22 protein-coding genes are annotated in these 16,573 nt (G+C 43.9%); 15 read left to right on the forward strand and 7 right to left on the reverse strand.

Annotation, left to right across the window (positions count from 1 at the left end; translation table 11 throughout):
* Positions 1-1,070: 1,070 nt before the first annotated feature.
* On the reverse strand, positions 1,071-1,478 hold the full coding sequence (locus M2135_RS05260) for a hypothetical protein (RefSeq protein WP_280747557.1): 408 nt from the start codon (positions 1,476-1,478) through the stop codon (positions 1,071-1,073).
* Between the two features lie 127 nt (positions 1,479-1,605).
* Between M2135_RS05260 and M2135_RS05265 the strand changes: the two genes are divergently transcribed.
* From M2135_RS05265 to M2135_RS05335, 15 genes are all read left to right on the forward strand, one after another.
* The gene (locus M2135_RS05265) at positions 1,606-2,007 is read left to right on the forward strand and encodes a hypothetical protein (RefSeq protein WP_280747558.1); all 402 of its coding nucleotides are present in this window, start codon (positions 1,606-1,608) and stop codon (positions 2,005-2,007) included.
* A 67-nt stretch (positions 2,008-2,074) separates the two neighbouring features.
* Positions 2,075-4,114 carry a kinase gene (locus M2135_RS05270; protein ID WP_280747559.1) on the forward strand — a complete coding sequence of 680 codons (2,040 nt, stop codon included), beginning with the start codon at positions 2,075-2,077 and terminating at the stop codon, positions 4,112-4,114.
* 12 nt (positions 4,115-4,126) lie between these two features.
* Entirely contained in the window at positions 4,127-5,002 is an 876-nt protein-coding gene (locus M2135_RS05275; protein WP_280747560.1) for an ATP-binding protein, read from the forward strand.
* The gene (locus tag M2135_RS05280) at positions 4,999-5,640 is read left to right on the forward strand and encodes a GTPase domain-containing protein (RefSeq protein WP_280747561.1); all 642 of its coding nucleotides are present in this window, start codon (positions 4,999-5,001) and stop codon (positions 5,638-5,640) included. Before M2135_RS05275 ends, M2135_RS05280 begins: the two co-directional genes overlap by 4 nt.
* Positions 5,637-6,017: a hypothetical protein gene (locus M2135_RS05285; protein ID WP_280747562.1), complete on the forward strand. Its 381-nt coding sequence runs from the start codon at positions 5,637-5,639 to the stop codon at positions 6,015-6,017. The genes M2135_RS05280 and M2135_RS05285 overlap by 4 nt, the downstream gene beginning before the upstream one ends.
* A 174-nt stretch (positions 6,018-6,191) precedes the next feature.
* Positions 6,192-6,527, forward strand: a complete 336-nt coding sequence (locus M2135_RS05290) for a hypothetical protein (protein ID WP_280747563.1) — start codon at positions 6,192-6,194, stop codon at positions 6,525-6,527.
* On the forward strand, positions 6,514-6,966 hold the full coding sequence (locus tag M2135_RS05295) for a hypothetical protein (protein ID WP_280747564.1): 453 nt from the start codon (positions 6,514-6,516) through the stop codon (positions 6,964-6,966). Before M2135_RS05290 ends, M2135_RS05295 begins: the two co-directional genes overlap by 14 nt.
* An 11-nt stretch (positions 6,967-6,977) precedes the next feature.
* The gene (locus M2135_RS05300) at positions 6,978-7,490 is read left to right on the forward strand and encodes a hypothetical protein (RefSeq protein WP_280747565.1); all 513 of its coding nucleotides are present in this window, start codon (positions 6,978-6,980) and stop codon (positions 7,488-7,490) included.
* A 21-nt stretch (positions 7,491-7,511) separates the two neighbouring features.
* On the forward strand, positions 7,512-8,405 hold the full coding sequence (locus tag M2135_RS05305; protein ID WP_280747566.1) for a hypothetical protein: 894 nt from the start codon (positions 7,512-7,514) through the stop codon (positions 8,403-8,405).
* 4 nt (positions 8,406-8,409) lie between these two features.
* Positions 8,410-8,553, forward strand: a complete 144-nt coding sequence (locus M2135_RS05310; RefSeq protein WP_280747567.1) for a hypothetical protein — start codon at positions 8,410-8,412, stop codon at positions 8,551-8,553.
* A gap of 15 nt (positions 8,554-8,568) precedes the next feature.
* On the forward strand, positions 8,569-8,802 hold the full coding sequence (locus M2135_RS05315) for a hypothetical protein (protein WP_280747568.1): 234 nt from the start codon (positions 8,569-8,571) through the stop codon (positions 8,800-8,802).
* Positions 8,803-8,815: 13 nt separating this feature from the next.
* Complete coding sequence (locus tag M2135_RS05320; protein WP_280747569.1) at positions 8,816-9,049, forward strand: hypothetical protein; 234 nt, start codon at positions 8,816-8,818, stop codon at positions 9,047-9,049.
* A gap of 21 nt (positions 9,050-9,070) precedes the next feature.
* A complete protein-coding gene (locus tag M2135_RS05325; protein ID WP_280747570.1) occupies positions 9,071-9,721 on the forward strand; it encodes a DUF3164 family protein in 651 nt (216 codons plus the stop codon).
* Positions 9,722-9,733: 12 nt separating this feature from the next.
* Positions 9,734-10,051: a hypothetical protein gene (locus M2135_RS05330; RefSeq protein WP_280747571.1), complete on the forward strand. Its 318-nt coding sequence runs from the start codon at positions 9,734-9,736 to the stop codon at positions 10,049-10,051.
* A gap of 400 nt (positions 10,052-10,451) precedes the next feature.
* Positions 10,452-10,742: a transposase gene (locus M2135_RS05335; protein ID WP_280747572.1), complete on the forward strand. Its 291-nt coding sequence runs from the start codon at positions 10,452-10,454 to the stop codon at positions 10,740-10,742.
* On the opposite strand, the gene M2135_RS05340 is transcribed toward M2135_RS05335, so the two are convergent.
* From M2135_RS05340 to M2135_RS05365, 6 genes are read right to left on the reverse strand one after another with little or no spacing between them, the layout of a single operon-like run.
* The gene (locus tag M2135_RS05340; protein WP_280747573.1) at positions 10,708-11,166 is read right to left on the reverse strand and encodes a hypothetical protein; all 459 of its coding nucleotides are present in this window, start codon (positions 11,164-11,166) and stop codon (positions 10,708-10,710) included. The two genes, M2135_RS05335 and M2135_RS05340, sit on opposite strands and share 35 nt — an antisense overlap.
* Positions 11,167-11,171: 5 nt before the next feature.
* Positions 11,172-11,789: a hypothetical protein gene (locus tag M2135_RS05345; RefSeq protein ID WP_280747574.1), complete on the reverse strand. Its 618-nt coding sequence runs from the start codon at positions 11,787-11,789 to the stop codon at positions 11,172-11,174.
* Positions 11,790-11,797: 8 nt separating this feature from the next.
* Complete coding sequence (locus tag M2135_RS05350; protein ID WP_280747575.1) at positions 11,798-13,960, reverse strand: DUF935 family protein; 2,163 nt, start codon at positions 13,958-13,960, stop codon at positions 11,798-11,800.
* A 2-nt stretch (positions 13,961-13,962) separates the two neighbouring features.
* Entirely contained in the window at positions 13,963-14,382 is a 420-nt protein-coding gene (locus M2135_RS05355; RefSeq protein ID WP_280747576.1) for a phage protein Gp36 family protein, read from the reverse strand.
* Positions 14,383-14,398: 16 nt separating this feature from the next.
* Positions 14,399-15,976, reverse strand: coding sequence for a hypothetical protein (locus M2135_RS05360; protein ID WP_280747577.1), 1,578 nt, complete (start codon positions 15,974-15,976; stop codon positions 14,399-14,401).
* The gene (locus M2135_RS05365; protein WP_280747578.1) at positions 15,973-16,416 is read right to left on the reverse strand and encodes a helix-turn-helix domain-containing protein; all 444 of its coding nucleotides are present in this window, start codon (positions 16,414-16,416) and stop codon (positions 15,973-15,975) included. The genes M2135_RS05360 and M2135_RS05365 overlap by 4 nt, the downstream gene beginning before the upstream one ends.
* Positions 16,417-16,573: the final 157 nt, after the last annotated feature.

Below are 16,573 nucleotides of genomic sequence, written 5' to 3' on the forward strand. Positions count from 1 at the left end.
ATAGAAAGAAAACTCCCAGACAGCCACTAAAAACAAAGCGTTGACTTTGCTTTACATTCACCTTACACGTAGGCAATGTTTGTAAGCCTTTGCAACGCTTTAGCTTTACACGGCATTAAATTCGGCCTCTTTTTCTTTGATAGAACAATAGGATAATCATTAACAAAAGCTCATTACAAGCCATTTGCAGCCTCTTAGATGGGTTTGTAATGGCTTGTTTGTTTTGTAGTCTTTGAACGCTATTAAAAGGTTATATAAACGCCCTTTATTTAACGTTTGAATGTTTGTCTAATATGGTCGGGAATTGTTAAAAGTGAAGTTTGGGGGTACACATGGAGGGGCGTTTGGAGGGGCATAAAAATTAAAAATAAAAACCAAATGTTGAGAGTGGAGGGGCGTTTGGGGGGGCACTTTTAACATTGTTTTTTGTGCATTGAATAGGGGCAATGGATTTTTCTCTGGCAATTTAGATATATTTTTTCAATATTGAGGGGTAGAAACGACCATGATAAACGCCATTTTTTGAGGTGTTTCCAACGAGCGCAAACCTTTATAAATCCCACAAAGTGGAGAAAAACAAGCTCTTAAATCCTCCTTTTTTGTGCGTGTGCATCTTTGGGTCGCTATTTGTGCAAACTTAGTGTTATCGAACTTTCTTTAATTCTAATGTTTTTGAATCTACTTCTAAGTACATTGTTTCGTTCTCAATATAACCAGTTGCATAAATCCCACTACCACTCACAAGCGATATTGTAATATTGGGGTGTTTGTACTCGTACTTTCTTATCGTTGGCACCGGATCACTAATATCTGTTTTTCCATTGCACGGTACATTTATTATCCACTGCAAAATAAAAAGTGTACGACTGGTAGTCATTTATATCTTGATGCCAACATGAGCCTGCTAAGTCATCTTTAAAAGTATCATCTTTGTCATCACTACATCCTAAAAAAATAAAGACCATAGAAAGGAGGAGTGTATACTTTATTAATCTCATAATGTTTATATTTTATAATTGTTTTTTTTGATTAATATTTAGGAGTGATTTGTAGTTTGCCAAACGCATAGACTACACGACATCGGCAACCCCGGCAGCCTCTGCATCCGGACGGCCAAATTTTTGATCTTTTTTCAAATGTTCAATTTCATTTTTTAACTTTCCAATTTCCTCGGCCTGCTGGCTGATTTTATTGAGTAGTTTATCTTCCAAACCTGGACTTATTTCTTCTTTTAGTCTTATTTGTTTATGCGAAACTACCATATCGCCTTTTCCTTTTATAAGCCATTCCAGTGAAATATCCGGGAATGTGGCGATAAATTTCGCCATTATATCTTCCGTTATTCCCGTTTTTGACTCTAAAGTTCCACGAGAAACGCCTATTTGTGAGTAAAAATCACGTTTGCTAATGCCCAAAGTTGCAGCAAATTCCAAAATTCTTTGCTTAATTGGCGAAATATATTGCTCTTTTTCTTGCATGATGGCGAAATCGTTTGTAATATTGCATCATCTTAACAGTGTTAAGCGGCTCCAAATATAAAAAAAAGGAGTTAAGAGGCAATGGAATTATCCAGAACTTAATAAAACAGAAACTTAAATTTTCAATATGGATAGGCAAATTATTTTATCAGACGAGAAAAAGAGAGAAATAACGGATACGTTTGGCTACTCTCGGCAGACGGTTTGGGCAGCTTTGCATTATAAAACCAAAAGCCCGGTCGCAAACATGATAAGAAAGGCAGCCCTCGAACGTGGCGGCATCCTTATTGGTGAAACGAAATGCCCGGACGGCATTACCCCGCATTTTGAAACTGTATTTCATACGGCCGAAAATCTAATGGTGCAAACCTTTTCCGACCGCGTTAAGCTCGTCGCGGATTTAACTACCGGACTCGTAACAGTGTACACAGACGAGGAGGTCGTGGACACATACGACAACCCGCAAATTACGGAGCTATCGGCCATACAGCAAAATGTACAACACTTAGCCAACCAATTTACGAACTAATCCCGACCGAGTGGCTATGCCGGGCGGCTCGACTCCGCCCGCGGGAGCAATTATAAAAATTATCGCTATGGAATACCATAAAAGATTTATTTGTGTGACAGTGGAGGAGCTAACCCGGAAAGACGACGGCGAGGCAATAATGAGCTTTGAGAATTATAAAACTTTAGTCAAGCGCAACAGGGCAACCGTAGTCCGAAAGGCTGGGGGCTTTGGCGTTTATGCTTTGATAGATTACAACTCATTGCCGGAGCGTTTTCGTATCCGCTTCGAGGAAAAGTACGGGAAGCCGGAGGAAATCCTAAAGAAACAGGCGCTTTCGGAAACATTAATAGAGGATACCAAAGCCCGCGAATACTTCGCAGACTATCGTTTACCGGACGGGACATATTTACCCACGGACAAAATAGACGAATACACCATAAACGCCTCCGTCCTAAACGAAATTATAAAAATAGAGAACAACCGGGAGTCGCTCCGTAAAGCTCTCGGAGGTAAAGCCGGAAGCGTAAGACAGTCGATTATAAACACAGTGGAAAAATTCCGGGATTATCCCGGCCATACTTTACCCGGAAGCTGGGCGAGGTTACAACAAAAGATAAAAGATTATAGGGATACGGGCTATTTTGCCCTTGTTTCCGGCCGTTTAGGTAATGAGAACGCCATAAAGATAACAGAGGAGGTCGGACGCCAGATAATCGCCCTAAAACGCTCCAAAGTTCCCGTATATACAAACGACCAGATATTCCATGAGATTAACCGGATAGCTGTTAGTCGGGAATGGAAACCGCTAAAAAGCATTAATTCGCTCGTTCAGTTCCTAAACCGCCCGGATATTCAGCCGATGTGGTACGACGCCGTCCACGGTGAGCTGGCCGCAAAGATGCGGTTTGCTCGTAAGAATAAAACCGAAATGCCAACTATGCGCGACGCCCTTTGGTATGGTGACGGAACAAAGTTAAATCTTTATTACAAGGCTTACGACGAGAACGGCCGCCCTGTTATGCGCACAACGCAAGTTTACGAGGTTATGGACGCATTTAGCGAGGTTTTCCTCGGTTACTATATCAGTGATACCGAAAACTACATAGCTCAATACAATGCCTTTAGAATGGCCGTGGAGACTGCCGGTTGTCGTCCTTTTGAAATTGTTACAGACGGACAGGGCGGCCACAAAAAACTGGAGTCTATGCAATTTTTTGAGCGCATAACCCGCGTAAGCCGTAGAACAGCGCCACATAACCCGCCCAGTAAGACAATAGAGCAGATTTTCGGCCGTTTCCAGTCGCAAGTTTTACACCAAGACTGGCGCTTTACAGGTCAAAATATAACAGCCAGAAAGCCCTCCAGCCGTCCGAACCTCGAATTTATCGAAGCTAACACGGAATTTCTTTATACGCTGGACGAATTAAAAGAGGCTTACGCCAGCTACCGCGAGCAGTGGAACATGGGGAAACACCCGGTAACTAAACGCCCGCGCATGGAAATGTATAAAGAGTCCACAAACCCGGAATTACAACCCCTTATTTTTTCCGACATGGTGGATATTTTCTGGAAAGCAACCGAAAAACCAAGCTATTTCACCGCCAGCGGCATAACTATACAAGTTGACAATAAGGAATTTACATACGAGGTTTACGACAACGACGGTATGCCGGATTTGGTTTTCCGCAAAAGAAACACCTACCGTCAATTCCATGTTAAATATGACCCGCTCGACATGAGTTCCGTCCGGCTCTATACGGAGGATAAAAACGGCCTTCGTTTCGTTGCTACGGCCTACCCGTATTATGTAACCCGGAGAGCCATACAGGAACAACAGCCCGGAGATATGGCATTCCTCCAGAAAATAAACGAGAATATCAAACAGGAACGCATAAGCCACCAACTGGACATGGCCGCCCTCGAAATGGAGCACGGCGTAGCTCCAGAGCAACACGGTTTAAACCGTCCACGCATAAAGGGGATAAAAACAGAGGCAACCGACGATTATATGGACAAAAGCCAGAAGAAAAAAAGGCGAGAGCCGGCGGCCGTTAGCGTCGGACTTATCCATAAGGCTTTAAGCAATACAACACACGACCAAGTTTTAGCATACGATAAATTTTAAAACGTTACAATTATGGCAATTACAGCAGAATATAAGCACGAAGTACACGAACTGTTAAAAAAATACGTCGACCGTTACGACAGTATCAACAGGGCGGCCGAAAGTTTAAACAACGTAAGCGGCTCCACTATCCGTACCATTTTCCGGGGTGGCGAATATCCCAATATTTCAGAGGCGATGTGGCGTAGTATCTACAAACAAGTTTCCGGTGAAGAACAGAACGGCACGGTCTTAATTGAAACGACAGCAAGTAAAGACATTTTATTTTGCATGGAGGTTGTGCAAAAAACAAAGGGCTTTACGTGGATTATCTCCCCGGCGGGCTCCGGCAAAAGCGTTTCCTCGGAGATAATGAAAAGCCGTAAAAATGTCTTTTATGTCCTATGTGACGAGGATATGGCAAAGAGTGATTTTGCACAGGAAATGGCAAGAGCCGTCGGCCTCCGGGTTAATACACAGAAGAAAGCACGGGCGATAATTTTAGACGTCGTACAGGAAATTTCAGAACTGGAGGACGTGCTGTTTATATTCGACGAAGGCGACAAGCTAAACGATAAGATAATCCATTATTTCATTACCATTTATAACCATTTGAAAGGTAAGGCGGGCGTTGTTTTTTGCTCTACGGATTATATGGAAAAAAGGATGAAAAACGGCCTCAAATTTAATAAAAGAGGTTTCCAAGAGCTTTGGAGCCGTATCGGCCGCAAGTTCTACCATGCTGAGAAAAACACCCCTTACGACGTGGAAAACCTTTGCAGAGCCAATGCGGTAACAAGTCGCCGGGATATTGACGTAGTAGTTAAAGAAACGATTGCGGCGGATATGGATTTAAGGAGGGCGGACATTAAAATCAAAGCTATAAATCTCTCCAAACTCTCTGCATGAAACGCGCTTATTCTCCAATAGAAATACTAAAGATGAAAAAGGAAACCTTTCCTTTTTCCGATGAATGGATGCAGGCTTTCAGCACTCCAGAGCGCACGGGGGTATGGTTTATTTGGGGAAATTCCGGGAACGGCAAATCCAGCTTTGTAATGCAGTTGTGCGCAGAGCTCGGACAGTATGAAAAGATAATATACAACAGCCTGGAGGAGGGAACCTGTTTAACGATGCAGAATACTATACGCAATTTCAACATGCAGGCTTTAAATAAGCGGCTCCAGCTCGTCGATTGCGAACCGATGGACGAGTTTAGCGAAAGGCTGTCCCGGCACAAAGCCCCAAAGATCGCCATAATAGACAGTTTCCAATATACACAAATGTCGTACCGCTCATATATCCAGTTTAAGGAGCGCCACAGAAACAAGCTATTGATATTCATAAGCCACGCTGACGGTGGGAGTCCCTCCGGGCGGAGCGCTAAAAGCGTCATGTATGACGCCGGGCTTAAAATCTGGGTACAGGGATATAGAGCTTTTAGTAAAGGCCGGTACATAGGCGAAACGGGCTACTTTGATATATGGCCGGAAAGAGCCCAGTTGTACTGGGGAGAAACAGGAACCAATATAAAAAAAAATATATGATTATCGCAGTTGATTTTGACGGAACGCTCCATACCGGCCAGTGGCCGAGTATAGGCATACCCAAGCCGTATGCCGTGGATGCAATGAACAGGCTAAAGAAAGACGGACATTATTTAATTATTTGGACGTGCCGGACTGGTGACAATCTAACGGAGGCTATTAACTGGCTACTTGCCAATAATATTCCCTTTGATAGAGTAAACGACCATAACCCGGAGGAAATAAGGCTTTACGGCACAAACGCCCGTAAAGTACATGCTCACCTTTATATCGACGATAAGCAGCTCGGCGGCCTTCCGCTCTGGGATGAAATCTACGATATTATAAAACAGGTGGACGACGAATATAAAGCGTTACACCATGAAAAAAAACAATGAGCACCATTGTATCCTCTACCGGTTGAGAAAGCAGGGTTTAAGGATTGATACAACGCAGAAAATAATTTATTACGAGTATGCCAATCCGGAGCAAGAAAAGAAAATGAAAAGTAGGAGCGTAAAGCGCTTATGTAATGAGTTTGGATTTGCAAGACAATCAGAAATACCAACATTATGAGCAATATAACATTTGAATATGCTATCAATTTCGAGGAGAACGAGAGTAGGTTTGACGCGGTAAAGGCTTCATTAGGTGAAAGCGTTTTATTCTTTTCTCAAAATACACCCTTACAGTTCTTTTGTTGCGATTTAATGTGTGAATTAATGGACTTACACACGGCTATTTTAAAAGGTGAAAGGGGCGACTATGTTTACAATTCCGCATTGAGCAAAATAGAGGAATTTAAAGCCGTTAAGGCGGAATATTTAAAGAGTGACGTCGTGGAGAAAATGCAGTCACTCTCGAAAGAAATAACCCGTAAAAAAATCGGAGAAAATGGAAGAAAATAAAGATTTGGTAACACTCACAAAAGAGGAAGCCTGCAAAAGTAGTAATTCGATGCTTACGAACCTCTATTATACCACAAAGCCGGAAAGTTTAGATATGCCCCTATTGGACTTTGTTTTAACAAATGCTTTCGGAAATGGCGCCTTTTGGTATAAGGAGCAAAACAAAACCCAGTTAAAAGAGATTGAGGCCAAAGGCTTAAACGCCGGTATATGGCTCGCTATAACTGAAATTGCGTTTAATCGCGGCTACAATGGACTAATAGAGGACATAATTAAGGCCGTCGGCTTCACTTACGACGAATGTCTGGAGCTTATGGAGTCCTCCGGGTGTAATAATGAGATTTTACAGCCTATTGTAAACTCTATTTTCAATGTCGAGGAGGAAGTCCTTTCGTGTGACTTTCCAGAGGACGTAGAAATTTATCTAACAACCCCCTAATAACTAACATTATGGCTAAAGTTAAAAATTTTGCCCGCTTTTATGTCCTGTTTTCTAAAATGCAGGGTAACGACGACGACATGAAAAAAGGACTTGTTATGGATTTTACCGGCGGGCGTACCGATTCACTCCGGCAAATGACACAAGAGGAGTATAATCTTATGTGTAATTCTCTGGAGGCTCAACAAATCGTTAAAAAAACGACTGTTTCTAATGGCGATATAAAACGGTTACGATCGTCTGTTTTGCACCGTCTCCAAACTCTGGGGGTTAATACTGCCGACTGGAAAGCAGTCGATAAGTTTTGCCTAAACAAGCGCATTGCCGGAAAGAAGTTTTACAACCTGACAGCCGCGGAACTAAACGCGTTAATCCCAAAGCTGGAGGCTATCGCCCGCAAACCGTCCAAAACAGACGAGCGACTTGTGTCCATTATTCGGGAACCGTCGCCGGCTCTGGTGTACTACATTGATGAACATTTGCAAAAGTATGTGCGCAATATACCTTCTCCCTCATTGAATTGATTAATAGTAAAACGTTGTCTTATGAAAGAAAATAAACTTATATCAAATACTCATTTTCCCAAATGGTTACTGGACTTCTACCTACAAACTATAAACGAGTTCGGGTTTGTAAATAAGTCCGAGGTTATACAATACCTTATCGAATGTTTATGGAATAAGCAAAACGGCGTGTCCAACAGTCAACCGGTTGAGAATATACTATCTTATGTAAAGAGAAAACGATGTACATTTTTTTCTCATGCCGAGCGTAGCTGGTTAGTTATACTACTTACCCCAGAAGCATTTAAAAAAATCGACCAAATTAGGGGCTTTCCAAGTCGCGCAAGTAAGATACAGGCTTTAATTGAGGCTTTCCTTTCCTGTAAAATATCGGATAAACGATTATTGCAAAAAGAAATACACCTAAAACGCCGTTGCCTACCTTTCACACGGCGGAGGCTTGATACGTATGTACAAGACGATGCCTACAAGCAATTAAAAAGAATGGCGGCAAGATTAGAAAAAGGAGTTAATGGGCTGATTCATTTTGTTATTGATATAGTGATAAAACAGGAAGATACGGAGTTTGAATTTTGCGATATGCCAAAAGAAGTAAAACAAACTCTTAAAGAGGTTTTACTACTCGAAGGGAGCACTCTTTCCCGGTTCAAACGACAGGAACAAATATGTATCTATGTCAACGACGAGAATGTTAGGCAGGCCATTTCCAATATAATTTTTAAGTATGAGATACCGGGAGCAAATGAGTTTCTTAGGCGTATTATTATCTTTCTGTTAGACTCCTCCCGGCTCATTTTATCTGGGTCAGACGAATGTCCTGATAGTATTACAAGCTCCTTATTGTCACAGTACGAGAGTGACCGGTATTTAAGCCTTTCAAACAAGGACTTTTATTATAGCAAATTTAACATCTAAGACAATGGTAGAGATTATTAAAGAGTTTGACGACTATGTGGTCTATATAGCAGGCACTTTTTTCTACTCAAATAGAGATATGCGCCTTTTACTGGAGTATATGGCAAGACATGCCATAGATATTGAGGAAAGTATAAACAAAGAATAATACAATCAATAAGTTATGAAAGAAAAAATTGAACTTTTAAAAGTAATTAGAGAAAACATAGATACTGTAATCTATATTCTGGAGGGTAATTTTGGTATGTGCAATTTAGACGGAAACGGCACTATACGGGAACAGATCGGATGCTTCAACAAAGAGGGTGATAGCTATACAGAGGTGTTTGAGTCAATTATAAACGAGCATGGAAAAGAGCAATGCCCCCACGCCGGAGCAGTGAATGTTAAACCTTAAATGTACCCTAAATATGAACGTAAAATATATTTATCGCAATATGTACCCCGGCGACAATAAGGAGCGGGAAAAGGCAAAGGAAGTAACCGTAGAGGACGCATATTCCACCACTACGGCTCAAATCGAAACAAGCGCCGTACTGGACACTCCGGGCGGTTACTACCTCTATAAAATTTTATTCCCCGGTATTACTTTCCAGTACACCAGACAGGGTAAACGGACAGTAAGCCGGGATATTGACGTATAACTCACTTAATTTCATATAAATATGGATAATTTGAATATTAAAAACTTGTCTCCAGAACAAAAAGCAGCGTTACTGGCAGACTTACAGGCGGAGCAAAACAGCGCCGCCAAAGAAAAACGGGACGCCTACGAGGCAATCCGTAAGGATGTGGTCGGCCGCATTATGGCCGGCGTGGAAAAACAGGCCGCAGAGGTTAAACTACTCTTTGATTTTGTGAAGGACGAAACGAGTGCGTTTTATGACGTAATGTGTGAATACGGCCAGCTCCGGCATGAGGGGCAAATGAATTACACCATTACGGACGGTGACAGGCGCATAGAGGTCAAGACCAACAAAATTAAAAAATTCGACGAACGCGCCGGTGTAGCAGCTAAACGGTTAGTGGAGTTTTTGAAAGAATGGGTTAAGAACTCTCTCAAAGGAACCGACGACCCCATGTATCAGCTTGCTATGTCTCTCCTTTCCCGTAACCGTTACGGGGAACTGGATTATAAATCTATAAGTAAGTTGTATGAGCTTGAAAGTAAATTTTCCGCCCCGGAATATAGCGAGATCATGCAGCTATTTAAAGAGTCTAACCGGGTGGACTCTACTATCACAAATTTTTATTTCTCAAAAAAGGACGAGCTCGGCGTCTGGAGAAAAATCGAAATCAGTTTTAATAGACTTTAATAAATTAAGAGTATGGAAAAGTATTATGAAATCAAAGTAACAGCGCAGGCGCCAGAAGGTTATAGGCCGCGCAGAATGTCGATAAAAGGTATCGGCGCAACGGATAAAAAGAACGGTAAGGAACTGTTAGAACAGAAGGCGAAAGAGCTTTACGCCGCCGCCTTAAAAGAGGCTAACCCGGACGTGGAGTTTAAGTTTTCGGTAGGCTCTACGGACTTAAACGCCAAATTTACCATTACCGAGTATAAGGCGAAAAGCAAAAGCAGCGACAAGGTGGAAGAAGCGTCCACGGGTGTTGAAGGAGTGGAAGGCGTGACAAAAGAAGATTAATTGCCCTATGTTAGACTACGTTTCGTCATATTCAATAACATTAAACAAAATCGTCCGGGTTATTGACTCCTGTAAAACTCTGGAACAATTAGAAAACGCCTATAACTGGGCGGATAAGGTTGTAAAGAACTTTTTTGCTAAAGTTATCAGTTGTTGCAAATCCGACGTTAATGGGATTGAAAAGTTAAGGGAGCAAACCCTTACGATAATAAACGAGCGTTACGGAATAAAAAATAAAGTGTTAAACGGTCGATTGGCCGGCGATTATCTTCAATCATAGCAAAAAGCCTTAACGCTGTTAATAAAACCCTGTAAAATTGAACCTTACAGGGTTTTTTATGTTTAAATAATTGGCCGGGTTTATTGAATATAATAAATTTGCCTTAAATGTTATTTATTAATGGGCAAAGGCAGAAGCAAGGATTTAATAGTAAAACGTAACATGGCGCTACTACGTAGGTATCATTATTGGACGGAAATACAACGTTTGCGGTTTGATGATGCTTTAAAAGTCCTTTCAGAACAGGAGTTTTTTATCTCCGAGGAGCGTATAATGGCCATTATACGGGAAAACTATAAAAACATTCCCGATTTATTAGTAACCCCCGTCCCGAAGGTAAGAAAGCCCAAAATTACCGCCGCCCAGCTCCAGCTCTTTATGGATGCCCCGGAACCGCCGACACGTCCATAATTTCAAAGCTAAAAATAGTCTCATACACTTTAACCCCTCCCGGTAGCGAATACTGTACACTGTTTGTCCGTTTCAGTCGTCCCATATCCCGGTCTTTCCTGTAACCCTGTAACGTTTTATAGAGCCTGTTATCCAGTTGCAGACGCTCGCGTATTTTCTCCTCTGTCCCGGAACCGTAGTGCGTGTCGTGGTAGCAATCAAAAGCGAGCCGGACGGTAATCGTTGCCACTCCTTGTTGCGCGTGTGGTGTGGTGTTGTTCCATTTTACACTTATGTCGCCCAGGAGCGCACACGGAAATGTAACGGGGTACATATCCTCGCCGTTTAAAAGCGCCTGTAATTGTCCGTAGTCCTCGTCTATCTTCGACAGTTCCGGGAGGCTTTCGGCTAACCTCTTTTGTAGGATGATAAATAATTCTTCCATTATCTTTATGAATTTAAAATTTTACGTAGTTCTGTCTCGTGTTTACTTATGATCTTTTCGTTTAGCTCCTCACTTTCCCCGATGAAGGGGCGCAGGGGCATTTTTATTGATAGCTTTTTCTTTTTCGTTAGGGCAAAGTTTTTCCAGAATTGCGCCGCATCGTTGTTGTTTGTCTGGTTGCTGTTTTTGCCCTTTTTCCGGCCGCCTGTGCCCTTTTTGCCTCCGCCGCTTGCCTCGTAATACTTCGCCCATGCAAAACGTCTCATTCGCGGCGTAACGGTCGGGTGTACTGTCTCGCCGTGGTTGTGAGCCGACGCATAGGGCACGTTATTAAAAACAACCGTCCTATATGGGGACGTGGAATAGTTTGTGGAGCTAAACAGGTGGTTCCGCCCACTTAATAGTGTCCCATAGTTGGCGGCGGCAGACGTCGCCCCGGAGTTTAACCGTTTAGCCGGTAGCCATTCGTTTAAACCCCGGTTTACAAACCCCGATTTTCTAAAATTGTCCTGATAATGGTCTTTTGCGAGCCTTCCGGTAAATACGGGCATTTTGCGAGCCAGTAAGTCGTCAATCTGTCCGCTTTTAGCTTTTAGCAGTTCCGCAAACTCTTTTATGTCCATTAGGCCGGTTATTTAGAAAGTGTTTGTAACAAATCGGCCACGGCCTTTTCGGCTCCCTTATAGGCGTCCGTAAAGTACGGGTGGTCGTCGCTGAATAACTGCCCGGTTTCTTCCGGGTGGCCTCCGAGTCCCGGCGCCGGTATCTCTATTTTTGTCGATAACCCGCTGTTATCTGTAACGGGCTCGTCGGTAGCTGTTAGGCCGCATTTGCAGCCGTAACGGTCGCCCGGCCGGTGCTCGTTAAAAAACACGTCGCCAATCGCCCATATACGGTTCCAGAATATCATGTGGTCAAGTCCCGGCGTTAAACTCGTCGAGGGGTTCCATTTCAAGTTGGGCAATATGTCTTTTTCCCGTAGGAATTGTTTCCAGTCGAGGGCTTGGTGCATACGGGTAATGGCCGTGTTGTGCTCCGTCTTTAGCCATGCCTCGACGTGGTGGTCGACGAGGTCTGCCGTGTCGCGTTTCCACTGTTCAAAGGATTTTAAAAAGCCTTTGGCGTCCACCAGCTCGGCGGCTATCTCGTTTTGCATCCGGTGAACTTTGAACGCGGCAAACACGGCGTTGTTTTGCTTAACCTCATTGCAGAAGCTAAACTCCGGGGCGGTAGGCTTCGGACTTCCCGCGCCTATGTCGGCGGCTACGTTTAAGGTGTCCCAGACGGCGTTAAACAAATTCGTTTCTATTTGCGTCATGGGGTTAAAGTCTTTTTCATAGATACGTATAAGCGCTTTTTTTACGGCCGTATCGTCGAATGAAAAACCGTTATCCGTGTCCTTTGCCGCCCCCCTGTAAAGGGCGTTCATTTTGCCCCGGAAGTTTGCCGGGTTGGGTTTGCGGACAAATATACCTTTTACCCAGTTTTTTAAACTCCGTTCCTTCTTTTCGTCCACCACTTGTTCGGCTGTCTTGCCTTTCTTTTCTTCTTCGGGATCTTGTTTGGGTGGCTCCGGTTTTTCCTCCTTATTTTCCGGCTCCGGCTCTGGCTCCGTTTCTTTTTTCGTAACCTCGTCGTCGCCTTCCGGTTTGGGTATCCCGTAAGTCTCGTATAAGTAGTTTTGGGGTATCTTGAGCCCCATAGCCTGTAACTGTAAATCTATTTGAATACGGGCGGAAAGGTCTTTGTTTTGAGGTGTGGAGAAGGTAAACTCCCCGCCGTCGGTATTAAAGCCGAGATTTGTAAAGACCTCCGTAAGTTCATAATTAAGGATATTTAAAACGAGTTGTTTAGAAAGCCGTATAATCCTATCCTCTCCGGCTTGGTGTACGGTTCCGAGCGCTTGCGTACCTTTCTCCCCGACTTCAGTTGTTAAAGTGTTTCCGAGTTCCAGCTTTGAAAGCTCGTCGTTGCAAAACTGCATAAAGCCCCGGTATAGTTCTCCGGTGGCGCCTTTGCTGGTTGTGTCGTGTATATTTACGTTTGTGCCGGTGGGGTGAACGAAAACAGAGGAGCCGCCGGAGTTATATAAGTCCTCGGTTAATTTCTTGCGTATCTCCGTGTCCCATGCGTCGTATGTCCCTTCCTTTAGCGGGTGGCCGTATAGTTCCACGAACTGGGCAAAGTCGCTCATGGCATTCCGTTTGTATATAACATATAACGCCGCCTTTGAGAGTAGCCCCAAATCCCGCGCGTCGCCCAATAACACAAGGTCGGCAAACTCGTCGAAGCTCTCCCCGTTAGTGTCCGCCTGTTTGCTTAAAATAACACGCCGTACCGGGTCGTAGTGTTTGCGGGGTATCATGTCATATTGCAACCATTTATCCTCCCGCCGGAATTGTAAAAGCGTATTACCGAACTGTTCAATATCCAGTATGTCGCTTAACAGTTTTTGAAACCACGGTGAGCGGATTTGTTCTCCCATTATTTCGTCTACTATCCCGTCGCGTGTAAACTCAATTGGAGAATTTAAGACCGACGCTTTCCTTTTTTGGATAACAGCGTAGAGGTGCGGGTCGGTTAAAACTTCGTCTATAATGTCGAGGAGTTTAATCCGGTTTGGTTTATCGACGTTTTCAGCCAGTTTTAACGACTGCATATAATCGCCTACGTCGATATTGCCCCGGACAGTTTGCGTAATAATAATAGGAGCCACGCCTGTCTGTGCCGGTTGCTTTGTCTGGTTGCCCTGAATGGCTATTTTGTTGTATTTGCCTCTTTTTGTCTTTGCCATAATTACCTCCTTGTTTGTCTTTTGGGATTACTTAACATCTGATAGGGGGAGCTTTCCGTTTTGTTTTCCACCTCCGGGGCGCCCTCTATGTTTACCACTCCGTCCCGTACACCTTGCAACCATAGTTTAGCGTCCTCGAAACGGTCTTTCCTTATCTGGGACATTTTCTGGGGGTTATGGATAGAAAAAAGGTGATAGACGGCAATGTCAATACAGTACATTACGACGAGGTCTAACCGCTCCTCGCCACGCGCCCCGAAAATGGCGTCGCAGTTGTAGCGTTTAGACATATAACCGCGCATTTCCTGTATCGCCCGGTTCTGGCACGTCTCGACCGATGTTTTGTTGTTTCTTGTTACGGCGTCCAATATCTCCGCGTGGATGGAGGCGTCGTAGTCTGATGATTCGATGAATTTTGCCATATATTTAGTAAATTAATTATCTCCTATGTCTATTGTTGTTTCTTAAACTCTCAATCTTAATAACCGTAACCGGTGCGAGCTCCGCCACTTTGTTTTCTATTATCTTATTGCCGCCCTGTAAACAGTCCAGACCGTCGGCCGGATAGGGTAAAGAGAGTTTGAAGTATTTAAACTCATTGTCCAGCTCGACCATGTTAGGGTCTTCTTTTTCGGCTATATTCAGTACAAGACGCCCCTCGCGGTTTAGCGGTTCAAGGTCTGCCTCGATACGCACCGCCTTGTCTGGTTTTTTGCCTTCGTCCGGTAAAACGGTAATGTTTGTTTTCCGCTCCTTTCGGATTTGCGCGAGGTGTTTTTTAAATACTTGCTGATAAAATGGGTCTTGCAAGCTGTTATTTTCCATATACAAGTAAACCGGGCAACGTCCGGCAACCCATTCGTAAAGGACAAAAAAGCACGTAATAAACTCGTAGTTGCTCATTTTGCCGATAAAGCCACGAAATACATATAAAACGTCCCCTATGCAACCGACAAGCCATACGGCTTTCCGGGAGCCCTTTTTGTTTTTGGCCGTTCCTTTTTGTTCGCTCTGGGTAGGGTCGCCATAGATAACAAGGAAAGGAAACCGTTTGAGGTTTGGCATTTTCCCGTATTTGACCTCTTTAAATACTGTGCCTTCAGAAATGGGGTTATTAAAATACTCACCCATTATCGCCTTCATGCTGATTTTAGAGAGTACGCGGTCGATATCCGCCTCGCTGTTCTTTTGAGGCCATACAGAAACGCCGTTTGCGTAGTCCTCTGTTGGGTTGGGCTTTCGTATGTCCACCATACGGAGGTTAATAATGTCGTGGTGGTCTGCCATTTTAGCCGCCCGACCTACGCATGTATTGTCCGCGATGATGTTACCACACCAAAGGACAAGTAAAGGTTCGGAAATGGAGCGCGTAGGATAAACCGCTTTTTCGCTCCAGTCCCATTTTTTGTCTACAATGTCCGGGTTTTGGCATTCTTTGTCGGTGTCGAAATCGTCGTAATACTGAACGTCCGGGCGTATCTCCTCATTTCTCGAACCGCGGGGAGACTGTCCAGCCCCCAGCGCACGGAAGGCCGCCCCGCCTTTTGTTACAAACTCCTGATCTGTCCAGAAGCCGATATTTTGCTGTTCCCCGTAATAGGCTTTAATACGGCCGTTTGCTTCAAAGTTTGCTATATAGGGAGTCAGAAGGCGCACGGCGTTCTCTATTGTGTTAGAGATAAGTAGAATGTTTTTCTTTCTTTTGGTTAAGACAAGGTACATAATTACGAACATGGCAATCGTACTCTTTGCCAACTCGCGGCTCCAGCTCCAAACCTCGTACCATTCCGGGTTGTTAATAAGCCGCTTTATGGCCTTCTTTTGGAACTCTGCAAAGGCGCATTTTGCGTATTTGGGAAAGAAAAAGATTATCCATTCCTCCGGGTTGTCCTCCAGCCATAGGCGGTGTTTTTCCCTTTCGGCTGCCGTCATGGAAGTATCTACCGGTGTGGAGTTGGTTATATCCTCTTTGTACTCCTCCCAGCTTTTTAGAGCGTCGCGGTCTTGCTGTTTCATAGGTTATCCTTAATAAATGCGTCAAACAACCACGTTACGTCCTTTGCCTTCTCGAAATCAACGTTTCGGAGCCAGTTAATAAACCGGGTTCCGACGCCCACCATGTCGGCTATACCTACGTCGGTTTCCATTTTTTTAATGGCGTTTGAAAGTTTGGCGATAATGTCCGCCTCTGCCGGGGTGGCATGTCGCTGTCCTTTCTCCCTCCCGTTGATTTTGTCGTTAAGTTCTTCGATTTGGCGGTAAAGGTGCTTTACCTGTTCTTCGCGTGTGAGGGTTATAGCGGTCTTTCGCTCCTTCCATTTGTCGGCCTTTATCCAGTTGTTTATGGTCTGGCGTGATGTGCCCACCTTTTCGGCTATCTCGGCCTGTGTTAGGTTCTCCTTTAAATAGAGCGTGGCCGCCCATTCTCTTTTCTGTTTTATCGTCAAATTTGCCATTGCCGGTACTTATTTATATAGCAAAATTGACCTTTTCCGCGGCCTCCGGCAAACGCTTTTTTTGTCTTGTAATTATAAACTTACTGCATTGCTTTACAAAGTTTTATCATGCTTTTTCGATTTGCACCGCGCCCAAATAACCTACAATTTTGCTCAA

Origin of the sequence: Parabacteroides sp. PF5-9, assembly GCF_029893105.1 — a bacterium.
Taxonomy (GTDB): domain Bacteria; phylum Bacteroidota; class Bacteroidia; order Bacteroidales; family Tannerellaceae; genus JARXWG01.